This is a genomic window from Enterococcus sp. 12C11_DIV0727 (assembly GCF_002148425.2).
GTDB classification, from domain to species: domain Bacteria; phylum Bacillota; class Bacilli; order Lactobacillales; family Enterococcaceae; genus Enterococcus_L; species Enterococcus_L lemimoniae.
In genome coordinates, this window is record NZ_CP147248.1 from 845,264 (window position 1) to 861,188 (window position 15,925).

Sequence of the window (15,925 nt, forward strand, 5' to 3'; positions counted from 1 at the left end):
TTTTAGTATCACTATTTTCTCATCCTTGACTCAATAGTGATACTAAAAAGCTGTTATCGTATTTTTACTTTTCGCACAGTCGAATATAACTTTCTATTTAATTTCTGTGAGTTATTTTCCCTTCACAAGTATCAAACGTCTTTTTATTTTATAGCGATTAACGTGACTTAGATATAAATTAGCTACACATAAAAAAGCTCCACCCATCTTTAACATAGATTGGGTGAAACTTTTTTTCTTTTTCTATTAAGGTGCTTTATCATTCGTTGTTGACTTTACAGATGATTTGATATCTTTACTTGAACCAATTTTAACATCTAAAATAAGTACTTTCGATTTTTTAGAATCAATAGATAACTTCCTCTGTTTCGATTTATTTTCATCTATTTTTTTAGCTAAATATGAAAAATCCGATCCGCATATTGTTTTTCAATCGTCAAATTATATTCCATGCCTCCGTCAATATTGGCACTCTTATACACCGGCGGAACAAAATCTCGTTTGATCATCAGCTCAAAGGCTTGGTACATTGTTTGCTGTAGCAATAAGGTCGCTGCAAATGAAGAAGTTCCACAAACTTTGGTCGTCAATCCTGCTACAGATAAAGCTGCATCTCCTTCAATCGAGTGGTTGTCTAAAACCACGTCAGCATATTCGTATAACATTTTTCCATTACTGTGCCGTGAACTTGATTTTTTGGAAACATCTAGTGCCGTCACCACAATCAATTTATTCCCGTGTTCTTTGATTATTTCCGCTAATTCGATACTCATTGGATTACGACCAGAATTGGAAATCAGAAAAAATACATCATTGGGCGCAATCATCATTTTATGCCCCAACATTTTTCCTACCCCTTCAAACTGTTCATACATTCCGCCAGCCGGATCCATAATTGTTTTAGAAGGGATCAGTCCTCCAGCACGTCCACTTATCTCAAGCGCGCCTGCGTATGAATGACCACTACCAAATGCTTGCGTAACACCACCATTCATAATTCCTTCCGCAACTAATTCTGCCGCTTTTGTTATATGCTCTTGTTCTTGTACTTCTAGTAGCTCTGTTAATTTTCGGCATTCATCAAAAAATGTCAGACTCATCCATTAATCCTCCCTCGTATTTCCTTTAAATTTGTCCGTATGATTGAAATTTAGTCGCCATCCGTAACATTTCAGCATCATCTAACACAACTGGTTCTCCAATACTTTTAGCTCGGTAATAAATATTGGCGCAATATTCTACTTCCTCTAAAACATTGTAGGCATTTTCAATATCTTTGTGTCCAACTAAAATACCATGATTTGCTAATAAAACAGCTTTCCGATCTTCCATAGCAGTATAAGCATTTTCAGCTAGTTCTGGTGTTCCATAGCTAGCATATTCAGCGCAACGCACATCAGGACCTGCGACAGCAATCATATAGTGTGTTGCTGGTAGATTCCAGCGTAATTCAGCGAGAACCGTTGAGTAAATCGTATGTGCATGGATCATGCAGTTTAAATCAGCTCTTTTTTCATAAAAAATTTTATGCATAACCCACTCACTAGACGGTTTTTTCGTGCCTTCTACAACTGTACCATCTAACGTCATCAAGACTAAATCTGATTCGGTGATTTCTGGAAAAGGGATACCAGACGGTGTGATCAACATTTGTCTTTTTTCACGATTAAAGATACTTAGATTACCACCCGTTCCCAGAGTATAGTTGTCTTGAATTAATTTTTTCCCATAAGCAATTAGTTTACTTCTTTCTTCATTCATTTGCATTTTGTGACTTCCAATCTTTATTTGTATAGTGGACCATAGTAAGTACAAGCTTTAAAATCAGCTACTTCTAAATTATCAGTGCCAAATCCAGAAAAGCTATGGGGTCTAAAAATACGATCTTTTGAAACATTGTGGAAAGAAACTGGAATCCTCAGCATACTAGCTAACGTAATGAGATCTGCTCCGATATGACCATGAACGGAAGCACAATGATTCGATCCCCAATAATTCATTACATCAAAAACACTTGTATCTTGATCTTCCAAGCAAGGTGCAAACCAAATCGTCGGCCAAGTTTGGTCGGTTCGTTGATTTAAAGTATCATGGATTTCTAGTTCTAGTTCACACGTATAGCCTTCAATCAATTGTAGGGTTGGCCCTACGCCATCAACGAGGTTGATTCTAATCATCGTTAAAGGCAAATTACCTTCTGACACATATTGGGAAGAAAAACCGCCGCCTCTAAAATATTCATAATTAGCTCGACACCACTTGGTTTTATCTAAACATTGTTGAATATCGGCTTCTGTCATTTCCCAAAATGCTTTCATCACTGATTGACCGTCTTGACCTTTAACAGCCCCAGTCCCGTCAAGAGCTGAAGCACCGGAATTCAATAAATGAAGAACCCCATTACTCGCTTTCCCCTGTAGTTTTTTACCAGTCATTCGTTCAACAGCTTCTGGTGACCAATAGGTTCGCACGTCAGAAAAGATCGGCGCTTTATTTGTTAAAAGTGTTGCTAGCAACATTGAAGCTCCATTCAACGAATCATTTTCGGTTGCAAAGGCTGTTGGTTGACGCGCGCCATTCCAATCAAAAGTTGACGCCATGATTGCTTCTGCAAAGTCACCATTTGGCAACCAATCAGTCCATTGACGCTGTCCCTGAAAACCGCCAGCTATTGCATCCCTTCCTCTCGCCTCCTCAAGCCAACCTAATTTCTTTAGTTGTTTATTCCCAAATAAAATATCCCGAATAATAATGGACTGTTTAGCAATAAAAGACCAGTCTTCCGTTTCTGGAATTACTTTTGATTTGGTGATAATCTCAGCATATTTTTTTCCTTGATTAATATCGACGCCTTCGTGACAATTTTCTTTGATCCAGTGTAATGCTTTCTCATACTCAACTGGATCATAAATATTTAAGTGAACTCTTCTTAAAATTTCTGTCATATCGACATATTCCACATTCATCCCAAGGTAAGTATTGAAAAACTGACTATCAATTTGTGATCCAGCGATGCCCATAGAGGAAGAGCCGATATTAACGTACGCTTTATTTTTCATCTGTCCAACAGCCAAGGCTGCTCGTGCAAAGGCAAGAATTTTCTCTTGTACATCCTCTGGGACTGTGTGGTCATCTAAATTTTGTACATCATGCCCATAAATTTTGAAAGCTGGAATACCTTTCTGCGCATAGCCTGACATAGCCGCTGCTAAATAGACCGCTCCTGGTCGTTCTGTACCATTAAAGCCCCAAATCGCCTTGATATGGTTTGTCTCCAAATCCATTGTTTCCGTACCGTAGCACCAACATGGTGTTACAGAAAGTGTCGCAATGATATTTTCTGCTTTGAATTGTTCCCTCACAACACCTGCATCACCTTGTCCACCAATTGTTCGATCTGCAATGACACACTGAACAGGCGCGCCATCAGCATAATGAAGACTCGTTTCAATCAATTTTTTGGCAGCTTTTGCCATATTCATTGTTTTTTCTTCAAGATTTTCTCGAACACCCCCTTGTCTCCCGTCAATCGTTGGACGAATTCCGATTTTTGGATAATTCATTGATTTGTTCCTCCATCTTTTTTTTATAAACACCGTATTCTGCGTTCCATTTTACAGCTGCTTCAGGTTCGTATACTTTGAAGATTGCTGTATTCTTTTTAATTGCTTCCAACTTCTCTTCCGAAGTAATACCATTTGCCTTTAATTGCATCAAACAATTGCCAATGGCTGTTGCTTCTGAAAGACCTGACTTCACACTTTTATTCAGAGCATTGGCTGTATATTGACATAACACCTCAGATTTTGAACCACCGCCAACGATCACAAGATGTTTTTCCGCCACGTTTAACTCTGGGTTTTGTGCTAATTTTTCGAGTGTATATTTGTATTTAAATGCTAAACTTGTATAAATACTTTGGAATATAGAAGCTGCTGTCATTGGTTGGCGTTGTTGACTTTGGACTGCAAACTGCTGAATTTTTTGAATGATTCCTCCAGGTGACGAAAACCTAGGATCATCGGTATCGAAATAACAGACATTTTTTTTAGCTTGGTCTTGGTGATTGATAAGTGCTGCTATTTTTTCATAATTGTAGCTCTCTCCGATATTTTGGTAGTCTTTGATTGCTTCTTCGATCAGCCACAACCCAGTGAGATTTTTCAACAGCAAGGTCCTGCCCGCAGCAGATTTTTCATTTGAAAAACCAGCTTCTACTATTTCGCTCTTTATCAATGGTGTATCTATCTCTAATCCAAGTATAGACCAGGTTCCAGAGGAGATAAATAGATGATCTTCTAATGCTGGAATACTAAAAACTGCGCTAGCTGTATCATGTGCTGCAACATTGATTACTTTGACATGCTCAAGACTTAACTCAGGAACGACCTTTGGTAATACTGGTCCCAAAATAGTTCCTGTAGAGACAATCTCAGGAAAGATGTTTCTTGGTAATCCTACTTTTTCTATTAAAGCCTCATCCCATTGATTTTTATAAGGATTCAATAGTTGTGTCGTTGAGGCAATACTTAACTCTGTTTTAGCAATTCCAGTGAACAGATAATTAAGTAGATCTGGAATCAGTAGGAAAAATTGTATCTGCTGTAAGGGGGTCTCTTTGTCTTGGGCTACTAATTGAAATAACGAATTGATTGCCAAAGCATGCAGACCTGTTCTTTCAAATAAGTATTGTGTTCCTAATTGATTTTGAATTGCACTGTATGTCTCATTCGCATAATTATCTCGATAACAAAATGGCGTTCTAATGAAGCCATCATTCGCTACTAAACCAAAATCCACACCCCATGTATCGATACCAATACTCATAAAATCTGGTGAAACCTCCGATGCCAGTTGTAGCCCTTGAGCGATTTCTCTAAAAATTTTGTTGATATCCCAATACAAATGATGGTTTTTATTGATCATGTATTCTTTAAAACGATGAATTTCTTTAAGAGTAAGTTTTTTATCTGCTAATTCACCTAAGATGACCCGTCCAGATGAACCACCTAAATCAACTGCAACAACGTTCTTTTTCATTTTGCTACCCTAAAATATTCAGTGCTCGCAATAAAATCGCTAACACAACGATAAATAAAATAGCTCTGGTCGAGTTAAAATACTTGGTACCTAGTAAATAATAAACAAGCGCTACAACTAAAACGGGTAATAACATCGGCATGATTTGATCTAATGTTTCTTGTAATTTTAAGGACACTTCACCTGATTTAAATTCCCAAGTGATTGGTGCTTTAACAACTGAAGGAATCAGAGCTCCTATAACTGTAATTCCTAACAAAGTTGCCGCATCTGTTAACGCTGATAATCGTCCTGACATTGCACCTACTAACTTAGCCCCTTGTTTGTAGCCGATAAAGACGGTGTGGTAACGGAAAATCAAAATCCCAATATTCACTAAAATCCAAATCAAAACACCTATAGCATTTCCGTTCAACGCCATATAGGAAGCGACCGATCCAAAAACTGTGGGAAATAGCACGCCAAAAATCGTATCCCCAACTCCAGCAAAGGAACCCATCAAGCCTGTTTTAATACTTGATACGGCTTCTTTTGATTCAATTCCTTCGATTTCTTCTGCTGCAATATCGATCCCTAAAATAAAACCGCCCATATGAGGTGTTGTATTAAAAAATTGATTATGCACTAACATCATTTCTTGCAAGTCAACTCTATCCGGATAAAGTTTCTGTAAAGCTGGTAACATTGCATATAAATAACCCGGCGCCATCATTTTTTCGTAATTCCAGGCCATTTGACTTCCATATAACCAATTGATACTGACTTTTTTTAAGTCCTGTTTATTAATCTTCGTATTCTCCATCTTGAAGACCTCCACTCATATTTGCTGAATAGACAACCGTTTGCTGTTGGTTTTGATTTTGTTCCTTAATCGTATCTTTAAATGCTTTCAAAGCTAAACCTAAACCAATCAATGCTACACCAAACATTGGAACACTTAAATAAGCTACTGCTACGAATCCCACGATTAAGTAAGTAATATAATTTTTGACAGGAAGATAGCGTAGTAAAATAGCAATCCCTACAGCTGGCAAAAGCCCGCCAGCCGTGGCCAGTCCATTTGTCAACCACGCAGGAATATAATTCAACATCAGATTCACTAACCCTTCACCAAAAACCAACATGACAAAAACGGGTAAAGATCGTGAAAGCCCCCAAGATAGAATCCCTAAGCGATTATTTAACTTGACCTGTTTAACATCTACTTTATCAATGGCTTTATCTATTCTTTTTTGGAAAAATACATTACAAAATCGAGCTAATATATCTAGTTGAACCATTAGCAAACCAACTGGTATCGCCAAACTTAAACCAAACTCAACTCCTTTGTTTGACAGTACAGCAAATGTCGTTCCAATAATCGATGCTGTCATATAGTCAGGGACAGAGGCTCCCCCATACGCTTGAATTCCTAACCCCATCAATTGTAATGTTGCCCCCACAGCTAGACCTGTTTTGATATCCCCCATAATGATTCCTGCAATCATCCCAATAATGACTGCCTGTCCAGCTAAAATATTTGTACCAAGCATTTCAACTACCCCGATAAAGGCTAAAAGGGTCAATAATATTATTTGCCATATTTCGATATTCATCCTTGTTCCTCCTATTAATGATTTACTCAAGAACCTAGCCAACAACTAAAGCTAGATAGATAAAACAGTAACGCACTTATTAAAATCCTTTAAAGATAATCTGTTATTTTCTTCTTTTCCTCATTTGGTACCATTTGAACAACGACATTGACATTTTTCTGATCAAGGTACAACAAATCATTTAACTCTTCCTTAGAAATATAAACCGATTTTTTCAACAGTTCTCGATTTTCCTTCTTAGACATATTTCCAAGCGTAACAGAGGGGATCTTCGTACCAAGTTCAAATAGTTGTTTCACAATAAAAGGGGTTTTCACTATTATTAACAGTCGTTCATTTTTGTAAAGGCCTTCATTTATTCTATTCGCAGCATTCTCAACCGTTAAAATACTCAATTTACTATTTTTAGGACAAGCTGCTCGAAGTGCTGATTTTTCCATATCGCTTTTAACAATCGTATCATCAATAATCATGACTCTGGTTGCAGATAAGTTACCGATCCATGATGTTGCCACTTGACCATGAATCAGTCGTTCATCAATTCTAATTTGAACGATGCCATTTTTGTCGACATTTACTGAGTCTAGCGGTTGAGTTGTTTTTACATTTTCCTCTTTTTTTCCTTCAAAGCTGACGATTTGATCCGTATTTGTAATCACATCGGCAACTCGTTCACCTAAAGCAATCGGAATTAACAATTGTAATGAAATACCCGTTAAGATTCCTACGATTTTTTCTCGGCTTTCGTAAAGTATTTTTGCCGCATTATAAGGCGTTCCTCCAAAAATATCCGTAAGAATAATAAACTCTTCATTATGACTCTCCAAAATGAAAGTGATTTTTTCAATCAAGTCATCACGCGACAATTCTTCTGTGAAAGAGACAGCAAAAATAGTATGGTGCTTTCCAGTAATCATTTCACAACTAGACAAGCAAGCTTCAGCATATTGTCCATGTGCAACGATAAGATAGTTCATTACAACTCCTCCTTTAGAATCAATTCAATTACAGGAACATTTTCGAATGGCTTTTGAATCGGTAAATTTAATACAACAGATGCTGGATCAAGCGATTCTTTAATATTGACCTCTGTGATTTCCTTACGTAAATCTTTATAGGATGGACGAATACCCGTAATCGTTTTAGAGTCTTTAAATTGAATTTCAGATCCATCACTCAGCAAACGGGCAAATTGAATTTTACCGCCCAACCCATCCAGTAAAACGGTACGATAGGGCCATGAAAAAAGATGAAGATATAAGCGATTGCCTTTTTGCGTAAAACGACAATCTAAAGGCGCCTTGTAGGGACTGCTTCCACATCCGTAAATAGCTTGAGAATGATAGTTCATCCATGTTTGGACACCGTTTAAAATATCTAAACTTGTTTTATCCCACTCACCTCTGCCGTTTGGTCCGACATTCAGCAACATATTGCCATTCTTTGACACATTATCCACTAATAATTTGATGATTGTTTCACTACTTTTCCAATCTAAGTTGTTTCGATCATAGCCCCAACTTCCATTTAACGTTTGACAAGATTCCCAAATTAATTCTTTGCCATTTTTTTCCATCCCCCCTGATCTTTGATATTGCTCTGGCGTCCCAACACCTCTATGAAGATCCAAACGGTCATTGATAATAATTTGAGGCTGAAGCGTTAAAATCAATTTTTCTAAGTTTTCAGAATCCCAATCATCTCTTCCTTTTCCTACTGAATTTCCCCAATCTCTGCTAGGATAGGAAAAATCAAACCAGAGATAATCAATTTCTCCATAATTTGTCAGCAATTCCGTGATCTGGTCTTTCATAAATTGCTGATAGGTCAGCATATTGCCTGGATGAGCCTCAATATATTCCAAATTATTCCGCTCTGGATGGTACCCATCAACTAGGAAATCTGCCCTTTGCCAATCAAGCAACGAATAGTAAAAACCAATACGAATGCCTTCATTTTTAAAAGCTGAAACTAATTCGCTGAGAAGATCCTTCCCATAAGGTGTATTCGTGATGTTATACTCGGAAAACGCTGTATCCCATAGTGCAAACCCATCGTGGTGTTTGACTGTGATCACAACATACTTAAACCCAATATCTTTTGCCTTTTTGGCCCATTCTTCTGGCTTTAATAGATCTGGCTCAAACACTTCAAAGTATTTTTGATACTCAGCTAAACTTTGTTCTTCTAAAGTCATCCCCCATTCATGACGCGCGGCCACTGAATATAAACCAAAATGAATAAACAAACCAAACCGATCATGGACAAACCATTCAGGATCACCGTAATTGTTCGGCCAATCAATTTCTCTTACCATGTTATTTCCTCCAATTATCAAAAAGATTTCAGCGTTAGCTGATAATGCTTATAATCTAAAAATGTTTCGATGATTTCATAAACTTCCCCATCAATAAAGCTTTTTTTATAGAATTTAATGACGGGTGTTCCAACACTTAGATTCATTTTTGCCAAGTCCTCTTTTGAAACATCATCGATTATTTGAATTGTTTCTTCAAATTCTGTTGTAAATGTATTGATCTGAAAATAGTTGTAAAAATTTTTTGAAACTGAAAGTCCATCTTTGGCTGTAATAAAATCGAATTTTGAAAAGTATCGTTCTGGAATGAAATTTCGTTGTAAGGTAAAGGGGTGACCATTAACATACTTTACTCGTTCAACGACGTAAACCTTCTCAGCTCGTTCCACTGTCAAAAGATGATTATTGATTTTGTCATCGCTTTCATAAATATTAACTAATTCTGTTTTCTGTGTATCCATCGTAGAGAAACGATTATTTTCTGTAAAATAAACTTTCTTATCCACCATCGATTTTGTCACAAAGGTTCCGGAGCCTTGCTTTCTGTAAATTAAATTCAGATTTTCTAATGTAGACAAAGCTTTAGTAATCGTTGTTTTACTAACATTATATGTTTCCATCAGTGTTTTTTCTGTTGGTAGCCGATTCCCTGGAAAAACAGACTTCTCTTGAATTTGTTTTTTAATATCATTCACAATATGTTCATATTTCTTCACAAATCCATCACTCCTCTTCATTTATCATGATAACTTTTATAAGTAAATCGCTTACACACATGTTACAATAGTTTTATACCGATTTCTATACTTTGAAAAAACTTGAATTTTATCCATGATTATAAAATAGTTTGTTCTTTTTTATTCAAAATAGTTCATACGGAGGAATTTTATATGCTTGAAAATGAACGACAAGAAGAAATTTTAGCGGTTATAAAACAGAAGAAATACATAAAACCAAAAGAACTAAGTGAAGCCTTATTTGTTAGTCTCTCAACGATTAGAAGAGACCTTATCCACCTTGAAAAATTAGGTTTGATTCATAAGCATCATGGGCAAGTATCACTTTTTGAAAATAATGAACCTGCACATGAATTAAGAGAAAAAAATCATAATCAAGAAAAAAACTACATTGCTAAAATTGCTTCCAACTATTTAGAAAACGGTAAAACACTCTTTTTAGACTCAAGCACCACAACAAATGCATTATGTCCGTATATCAATGAATTTAGTAATCTTACAATTATTACCAATAGTTTGAAAAATGCTCTCGACCTCTCAAGTAATACTGCTAATCGAGTGATTGTGCCTGGTGGAACGTTAAAGCCATTTTCTGTTTCATTATTAGGAGAAAAAACGTCTTCCTTCATTCAAGAATTTAATGCAGATTTAGCCTTTTTCTCATGTAAAAGTTTTGATTTGTCAGGAGTCTATGAAGAGGATTTTCAACAGGGGTATTTGAAAAACAATATGATTGCACATGCGAAAACGGCCATCTTATTGAGTGATATGTCGAAATTATATAAGAAAAACTTTTTTACTTTTTCTACGTACGCAGCCATTGATACTATTGTTCTTGATCAAAAGCCGGATAATAAATTTATTGAAATGTGTTCTAGCAATGAATGTGAATTGGCTTGGTAATTTTAGTGTGTTGAAGATTGAATTGCTTGATTTTTTAGACAAAAAAAACCACGAGTTTAATCACTCGTGGGAAAATCTTATTTTTAGATCGAATTTTTACTACTTCTTGGGTTCGTCCTCGTCCATTTTCAGAACTGCCATGAACGCCTCTTGCGGTACTTCAACAGAGCCAACTTGTTTCATTCGTTTCTTACCATCTTTTTGTTTCTCCAATAGCTTACGTTTACGTGAAATATCTCCACCATAACACTTAGCCAAAACATTTTTACGCAATGCTTTGATCGTTGAACGTGCGGTGATTTTTTGACCGATCGCTGCTTGGATTGGCACTTCAAATTGTTGGCGAGGAATTAATTTTTTCAACTTCTCAACAATTACTTTACCACGTTCAAAAGCAAAATCTTTATGCACAATAAAACTCAATGCATCGACTTTTTCTGAATTTAATAAAATATCCATCTTAGATAAATTACTCTTACGGTAACCAATCATTTCATAATCTAAAGATGCATAACCTTTCGTTCCAGATTTCAACCGGTCAAAGAAGTCATACACAATCTCTGATAACGGCATATCGTAAACAACATTCACACGGTATTCATCCAAATAATCCATGGTAACGAATTCGCCACGTTTTCGTTGCGAAATTTCCATTACAGCCCCAACGTATTCATTTGGTACCATGATCGTTGCTTTTACATAAGGTTCTTCTACAAAATCAACAGTACTTTGATCGGGAAATTCCGCTGGATTATCGACCACGATTTTCGTTCCATCAGTCTTAGTTACATGATAAATTACTGATGGAGCTGTTGTAATCAAATCAAGATTAAACTCTCGTTCTAAACGTTCTTGAATCACGTCCATATGCAATAAACCTAAAAATCCACAACGATAACCAAATCCTAAAGCTTGAGAAGATTCCGCTTCAAACTGCAAAGCCGCATCATTTAATTGTAATTTTTCTAGGGCTTCACGTAATTCAACATAGCGAGAGTTATCGATTGGGTACAATCCGCAATAAACCATCGGATTCATTTTGCGATAGCCTGCTAATGCCTCTTTGGCAGGATTATTTGCTAATGTCACAGTATCCCCTACTTGGGTATCGCGAACCGTTTTGATTGCGGCTGTAATGTAACCTACATCCCCAACCATTAAGAAATCACGGCTGATCGGTTTTGGTGAGAAAATACCGACATCGGTTACTTCAAAGGTTTTATTGTTATTCATCATCATGATTTTATCACCAGGTTTTACGACGCCATCCATGATTCGGACATTTAAAATAACCCCACGATAACTGTCATAAACTGAATCAAAAATCAATGCTTTCAAAGGTGCTTCAAGATCCCCAGTTGGAGCTGGCACTAGATCTACGATTTGTTCTAAGATCTCTTCGATCCCAATTCCAGCTTTGGCACTTGCTAGAACAGCCTCACTAGCATCGATCCCAATCACATCTTCGATTTCTGTACGAACTCGTTCTGGATCAGCTGCTGGTAAATCGATTTTATTGATGACTGGAATAATTTCTAAATCATTATCTAAGGCTAAATAAACGTTGGCTAACGTTTGTGCTTCGATCCCTTGTGCTGCATCAACGACTAAAATAGCTCCTTCGCAGGCCGCTAAACTTCTTGATACCTCATAGGTAAAATCCACGTGCCCTGGGGTGTCGATTAGATGGAAGATATAATCTTCCCCATCTTTCGCTGTATAAGTCAGTTCAACAGCATTCAATTTAATCGTAATACCACGTTCACGTTCTAGATCCATCGCATCCAATAATTGATCTTGCATTTCACGATCAGAAACCGTTTCTGTTTTTTGTAAAATCCGGTCAGCTAGAGTGGATTTCCCATGGTCAATATGAGCAATAATGGAAAAGTTACGAATTTTCTCTTGTCTTTGCTTCATTTCATTTATATTCATTAATAGTCCTCATTTCTTTTATGAACAGCTGAATGAGCAGGTGATTTTTAATTCTAGCTCAGTCGCTCATCGCTCAGATCATTTTCAATCAGCACTTTTCATTATAACAAGATTTCGCCTAGAATTAAAGAACTTTCCTATGTTTACCAGAATCTAGTACTCTCCTTTGACTATTAAAGGCAAATTTCATCTTCCTTAATAAATTCCTTGCTGGTTATAGTTGATTTCACTGTGTCTTGATCAATAAATTTTACGCTTCATTTTCCACCTTCAACTAATAGTCGCACACACTCTACTAGGTCTAAAAACCCCTCTTTACTATTTCTTAGGAAGTAATACTCTATTTATTCCTATTTTTTTGATATACTGAAGGTAGAAAAAATAATTGGAGATGGAAAAATGGACCAAAAAGAGTTCAGAGATAGTTTAGAATTAAAAGCCGTAGATGAAAAATATGTAGATCAATTTAATGAGTTATTGAGTTATGTCTTTCAGTTTACAGAAGCTGATTTAGAAGAAAGCGGCTATGAAAGTAAAAAAGAATTGATCAAATCAAAACAACCAATTTTAGAACAATCAAAAGTTTTTGGTTGGTTCCACGAAGATCAATTGATTTCTCAAATTGCCATTTATCCTTGTGAGGTCAATATTCACGGAACCCTTTTCAAAATGGGTGGGATCACGGGCGTGGGGACCTATCCAGAATATGCGAATCACGGTTTGATGCAGGATTTGATTCATCTTGCCCTTAAAAATATGCGAGAGGATCAACAATGGATTTCTTACCTTTACCCTTACAGTATTCCTTATTACCGTAGGAAAGGTTGGGAGATCATGTCCGATAAACTATCGTTCAAAATTCGTGATACCCAACTACCGAAACAAGTTGAAGTACCTGGTATGGTGGAGCGTGTCAGTGTTGATCATGAAGATGTCTTTACTGTCTATGCCAAATTTGCCCGACAAAATCATGGTGCCTTGATCCGTAGTGAATTTAACTGGGAAGAATATTGGCGCTTTGAAAATGAAGATGAACGAACCGCAGCTGTCTATTATGGTGCGAATCAAGAACCGTTAGGTGTGCTCTTTTACTGGGTAGCGGAAGATGTCTTTCATATTAAAGAAATGTTTTATATCAATCAGGAAGCTCGTAATGGCTTATGGAATTTCATTTCAGCTCATTTCTCTATGATTGATTGGGCTGAAGGCGATATTTATAAAAATGAACCGTTAGCCTTTTTACTAGATGACAGTCAAATCAAAGAAACCATCGAACCTTATTACATGGCCAGAATCGTGGATGTAAAAGAAATGTTGCTAGCTTATCCCTATGCAAGTACTGCAAAACCGTTTCATTTTATCGTAAGTGATCCTGTGGCTGAATGGAATAATGGTGTATTCAGTCTCTTATGGGATGAAGATGATCAGGTTTCTGTTTCCGATGAACCATTGGGACAACCTGTGCAGATCGATATTCAAACGTTGACTTGTCTACTAATGAACTATCGTCGCCCAACCTATCTACATCGGATCGAACGATTAGAGACAGATAAAGAAACCTTAAATTCATTAGAACGGATTTTCCCTGATCAAGAAGCTTATTTTAGCGATTATTTTTGATCATTATTAACACTTTAACATTACAACAGATAACGTTCACTGGAGGAAACAAAACATGAAAATTTACTTTGCAGGCCCGATGTTTGCGAAAGCTGACTTACTTTACAACGAATTTTTGGTCAAACAAATTCGCGCTTTGGATGATTCACTGGAGGTTTACTTACCGCAAGAAAACGGTGCGATCAATGATAAAACAGCCTATGCAGACAGCACGATGATCGCAGTAGCTGATACTGAACGAGTCCTTGAAAGTGATCTATTAGTTGCTGTTTTAGATGGTATTACGATCGATGCTGGTGTGGCTTCTGAAATTGGGGTCGCTTATGCAAAAAACATCCCGATGATTGGTTTGTATACTGATACACGCCAACAAGGAGCCGATAATCAAAAGAAATTAGCGGCTTTGAGTGAGACTGCTGAGAATCAATTCCATTATCTTAATTTGTATACAATCGGCTTACTAAAATTAAATGGAACTGTTGCTACGAATGAACAAGATTTCTTAGAATTGATCAAAGAACCATTCACTAAATAATTCAGTTGTACTTTATAAAATACGAAAATTGGAGGCTTTTATATGAAGTTAGAATTTGAAGATAAACAAGAAAAAAATGCCTTTTACTTTTTACTCGTATTTGGTTTTATTACATTACTCGTCAATATCGTTAAAACTTTTGTGGTTCATCCAACTGAACAATATGTACTGTTAACATTTGAAATGGTTGCTGGGATTGCAGTAATCTTTCTACCATTTGTTTTTACAAAATTTACCGGATTAGTTTTTCCAAAAATGGTCCGACTTTATTATTGGTTTTTCATTTGGATCGCAGTTTTTCTTGGAACTGGGCTACGTTTGATTATTATCGTACCATTTTGGGATAAAATTTTACACGCAGTTAGCCCGATTTTATTGGTCGCAGTAGGCTATGCCATCATTGGCTATTGTTTACGTGACGCTGATTTTACTAAAGTTAGTCCTTGGTTGTTTATTATTATGGGCTTTGCATTTGCTGGATTAGCTGGTGTTTTCTGGGAGTTCTGGGAGTTTCTCTGTGACTCGCTTGGTAACATGAATTTGCAGCGTTATATGACGGAAGCAGGTAAACCTTTAGTTGGTCGGGCTGCATTGATGGATACGATGGGCGATCTATTTACAAATACGATTGGTGCCTTGATATTAACCTTTTATAGCTTTACCCAACGACATAAACCTGATTATTTTAAAGCTTATGCGTTTAGAAAAGTTAAAAAATAAAAAAGAACCACTTTAGAAAGCCTAAAGTGGTTTTTTTGCTATTCTACTTCTAACTCTACTGAAATATTGCCTCTTGTCGCTTTTGAATAAGGGCATACTTCATGAGCTGCTTTGACTAATTCTTCTGCTGTTTCACGATCGACATCATCGATTTTCACAGATAAGACAACCCCTACTTGGAAACCAGATTGTTCATCGCTAAATAGAGAAACAGTTGCTTTTACAGTACTTTTAGACGTAATCTTTTTTTGTGCCATAACAAGTTCCAACGCACTATTGAAACAAGAACTGTATGCTGCGGCAAATAATTGTTCTGGATTTGTTTTATTTTCTTGATGAGGTCCAGGAGAGGTTACTTGATAACTAAATGATTTATCAGGTGAAAATACTTCCCCTTCTCTTCCGCCAGTATTGATAATGGTTGTTGAATAGATTTTTTTCATGATTCATTCCTCCGCTTCTTTTTTATGGGACTCTATCGTACAATTAAATTGTACACAACATTTATTCGAAAGTACATTAG

15 protein-coding genes are annotated in these 15,925 nt (G+C 36.6%); 4 read left to right on the forward strand and 11 right to left on the reverse strand.

The window, feature by feature from the left end:
- Positions 1-395 precede the first annotated feature (395 nt).
- From A5866_RS04135 to A5866_RS04175, 9 genes are all read right to left on the reverse strand, one after another.
- Positions 396-1,100 carry an SIS domain-containing protein gene (locus A5866_RS04135; RefSeq protein WP_086279203.1) on the reverse strand — a complete coding sequence of 235 codons (705 nt, stop codon included), beginning with the start codon at positions 1,098-1,100 and terminating at the stop codon, positions 396-398.
- 25 nt (positions 1,101-1,125) lie between these two features.
- Positions 1,126-1,767, reverse strand: a complete 642-nt coding sequence (locus A5866_RS04140) for an L-fuculose-phosphate aldolase (RefSeq protein ID WP_086279202.1) — start codon at positions 1,765-1,767, stop codon at positions 1,126-1,128.
- A gap of 17 nt (positions 1,768-1,784) precedes the next feature.
- The gene (locus A5866_RS04145) at positions 1,785-3,563 is read right to left on the reverse strand and encodes an L-fucose isomerase (protein WP_086444298.1); all 1,779 of its coding nucleotides are present in this window, start codon (positions 3,561-3,563) and stop codon (positions 1,785-1,787) included.
- Positions 3,526-5,040 carry a rhamnulokinase gene (locus tag A5866_RS04150; protein WP_086444297.1) on the reverse strand — a complete coding sequence of 505 codons (1,515 nt, stop codon included), beginning with the start codon at positions 5,038-5,040 and terminating at the stop codon, positions 3,526-3,528. Before A5866_RS04150 ends, A5866_RS04145 begins: the two co-directional genes overlap by 38 nt.
- A 4-nt stretch (positions 5,041-5,044) precedes the next feature.
- Positions 5,045-5,842: a PTS system mannose/fructose/sorbose family transporter subunit IID gene (locus A5866_RS04155; protein ID WP_086444296.1), complete on the reverse strand. Its 798-nt coding sequence runs from the start codon at positions 5,840-5,842 to the stop codon at positions 5,045-5,047.
- Complete coding sequence (locus A5866_RS04160; RefSeq protein ID WP_086279198.1) at positions 5,823-6,635, reverse strand: PTS mannose/fructose/sorbose/N-acetylgalactosamine transporter subunit IIC; 813 nt, start codon at positions 6,633-6,635, stop codon at positions 5,823-5,825. The genes A5866_RS04155 and A5866_RS04160 overlap by 20 nt, the downstream gene beginning before the upstream one ends.
- Positions 6,636-6,724: 89 nt before the next feature.
- Positions 6,725-7,612, reverse strand: a complete 888-nt coding sequence (locus tag A5866_RS04165; protein WP_086279197.1) for a PTS mannose/fructose/sorbose transporter subunit IIAB — start codon at positions 7,610-7,612, stop codon at positions 6,725-6,727.
- The gene (locus tag A5866_RS04170) at positions 7,612-8,952 is read right to left on the reverse strand and encodes an alpha-L-fucosidase (RefSeq protein WP_086279196.1); all 1,341 of its coding nucleotides are present in this window, start codon (positions 8,950-8,952) and stop codon (positions 7,612-7,614) included. Before A5866_RS04170 ends, A5866_RS04165 begins: the two co-directional genes overlap by 1 nt.
- A 17-nt stretch (positions 8,953-8,969) precedes the next feature.
- On the reverse strand, positions 8,970-9,668 hold the full coding sequence (locus tag A5866_RS04175) for a GntR family transcriptional regulator (protein WP_176271424.1): 699 nt from the start codon (positions 9,666-9,668) through the stop codon (positions 8,970-8,972).
- Positions 9,669-9,842: 174 nt separating this feature from the next.
- Here A5866_RS04175 and A5866_RS04180 point away from each other — a divergent pair, with 174 nt between their 5' ends.
- Entirely contained in the window at positions 9,843-10,592 is a 750-nt protein-coding gene (locus A5866_RS04180) for a DeoR/GlpR family DNA-binding transcription regulator (protein ID WP_086444295.1), read from the forward strand.
- A gap of 99 nt (positions 10,593-10,691) precedes the next feature.
- On the opposite strand, the gene lepA is transcribed toward A5866_RS04180, so the two are convergent.
- The gene (gene lepA, locus A5866_RS04185; protein ID WP_086279193.1) at positions 10,692-12,527 is read right to left on the reverse strand and encodes a translation elongation factor 4; all 1,836 of its coding nucleotides are present in this window, start codon (positions 12,525-12,527) and stop codon (positions 10,692-10,694) included.
- Between the two features lie 399 nt (positions 12,528-12,926).
- On the opposite strand from lepA, the gene A5866_RS04190 reads away from it, so the two are divergent.
- From A5866_RS04190 to A5866_RS04200, 3 genes are read left to right on the forward strand one after another with little or no spacing between them, the layout of a single operon-like run.
- Positions 12,927-14,147: a GNAT family N-acetyltransferase gene (locus tag A5866_RS04190; RefSeq protein WP_086279192.1), complete on the forward strand. Its 1,221-nt coding sequence runs from the start codon at positions 12,927-12,929 to the stop codon at positions 14,145-14,147.
- Positions 14,148-14,202: 55 nt separating this feature from the next.
- The gene (locus A5866_RS04195) at positions 14,203-14,682 is read left to right on the forward strand and encodes a nucleoside 2-deoxyribosyltransferase (protein ID WP_086444294.1); all 480 of its coding nucleotides are present in this window, start codon (positions 14,203-14,205) and stop codon (positions 14,680-14,682) included.
- A 42-nt stretch (positions 14,683-14,724) separates the two neighbouring features.
- Positions 14,725-15,402 carry a hypothetical protein gene (locus A5866_RS04200; RefSeq protein WP_086444293.1) on the forward strand — a complete coding sequence of 226 codons (678 nt, stop codon included), beginning with the start codon at positions 14,725-14,727 and terminating at the stop codon, positions 15,400-15,402.
- A gap of 38 nt (positions 15,403-15,440) precedes the next feature.
- Here A5866_RS04200 and A5866_RS04205 read toward each other — a convergent pair whose 3' ends face one another.
- Positions 15,441-15,845 (reverse strand): organic hydroperoxide resistance protein, encoded by a 405-nt coding sequence (locus A5866_RS04205; RefSeq protein WP_086444292.1) that lies wholly within the window; start codon positions 15,843-15,845, stop codon positions 15,441-15,443.
- Positions 15,846-15,925: the final 80 nt, after the last annotated feature.

What these genes read in the sequence shown, in the direction of transcription:
- A5866_RS04135 (WP_086279203.1), bottom strand. Translation starts at nt 1,100, where the DNA reads ATGAGTCTGACATTTTTTGATGAATGCCGAAAATTAACAGAGCTACTA.
- A5866_RS04140 (WP_086279202.1), bottom strand. Translation starts at nt 1,767, where the DNA reads ATGCAAATGAATGAAGAAAGAAGTAAACTAATTGCTTATGGGAAAAAA.
- A5866_RS04145 (WP_086444298.1), bottom strand. Translation starts at nt 3,563, where the DNA reads ATGAATTATCCAAAAATCGGAATTCGTCCAACGATTGACGGGAGACAA.
- A5866_RS04150 (WP_086444297.1), bottom strand. Translation starts at nt 5,040, where the DNA reads ATGAAAAAGAACGTTGTTGCAGTTGATTTAGGTGGTTCATCTGGACGG.
- A5866_RS04155 (WP_086444296.1), bottom strand. Translation starts at nt 5,842, where the DNA reads ATGGAGAATACGAAGATTAATAAACAGGACTTAAAAAAAGTCAGTATC.
- A5866_RS04160 (WP_086279198.1), bottom strand. Translation starts at nt 6,635, where the DNA reads ATGAATATCGAAATATGGCAAATAATATTATTGACCCTTTTAGCCTTT.
- A5866_RS04165 (WP_086279197.1), bottom strand. Translation starts at nt 7,612, where the DNA reads ATGAACTATCTTATCGTTGCACATGGACAATATGCTGAAGCTTGCTTG.
- A5866_RS04170 (WP_086279196.1), bottom strand. Translation starts at nt 8,952, where the DNA reads ATGGTAAGAGAAATTGATTGGCCGAACAATTACGGTGATCCTGAATGG.
- A5866_RS04180 (WP_086444295.1), top strand. Translation starts at nt 9,843, where the DNA reads ATGCTTGAAAATGAACGACAAGAAGAAATTTTAGCGGTTATAAAACAG.
- lepA (WP_086279193.1), bottom strand. Translation starts at nt 12,527, where the DNA reads ATGAATATAAATGAAATGAAGCAAAGACAAGAGAAAATTCGTAACTTT.
- A5866_RS04190 (WP_086279192.1), top strand. Translation starts at nt 12,927, where the DNA reads ATGGACCAAAAAGAGTTCAGAGATAGTTTAGAATTAAAAGCCGTAGAT.
- A5866_RS04195 (WP_086444294.1), top strand. Translation starts at nt 14,203, where the DNA reads ATGAAAATTTACTTTGCAGGCCCGATGTTTGCGAAAGCTGACTTACTT.
- A5866_RS04200 (WP_086444293.1), top strand. Translation starts at nt 14,725, where the DNA reads ATGAAGTTAGAATTTGAAGATAAACAAGAAAAAAATGCCTTTTACTTT.
- A5866_RS04205 (WP_086444292.1), bottom strand. Translation starts at nt 15,845, where the DNA reads ATGAAAAAAATCTATTCAACAACCATTATCAATACTGGCGGAAGAGAA.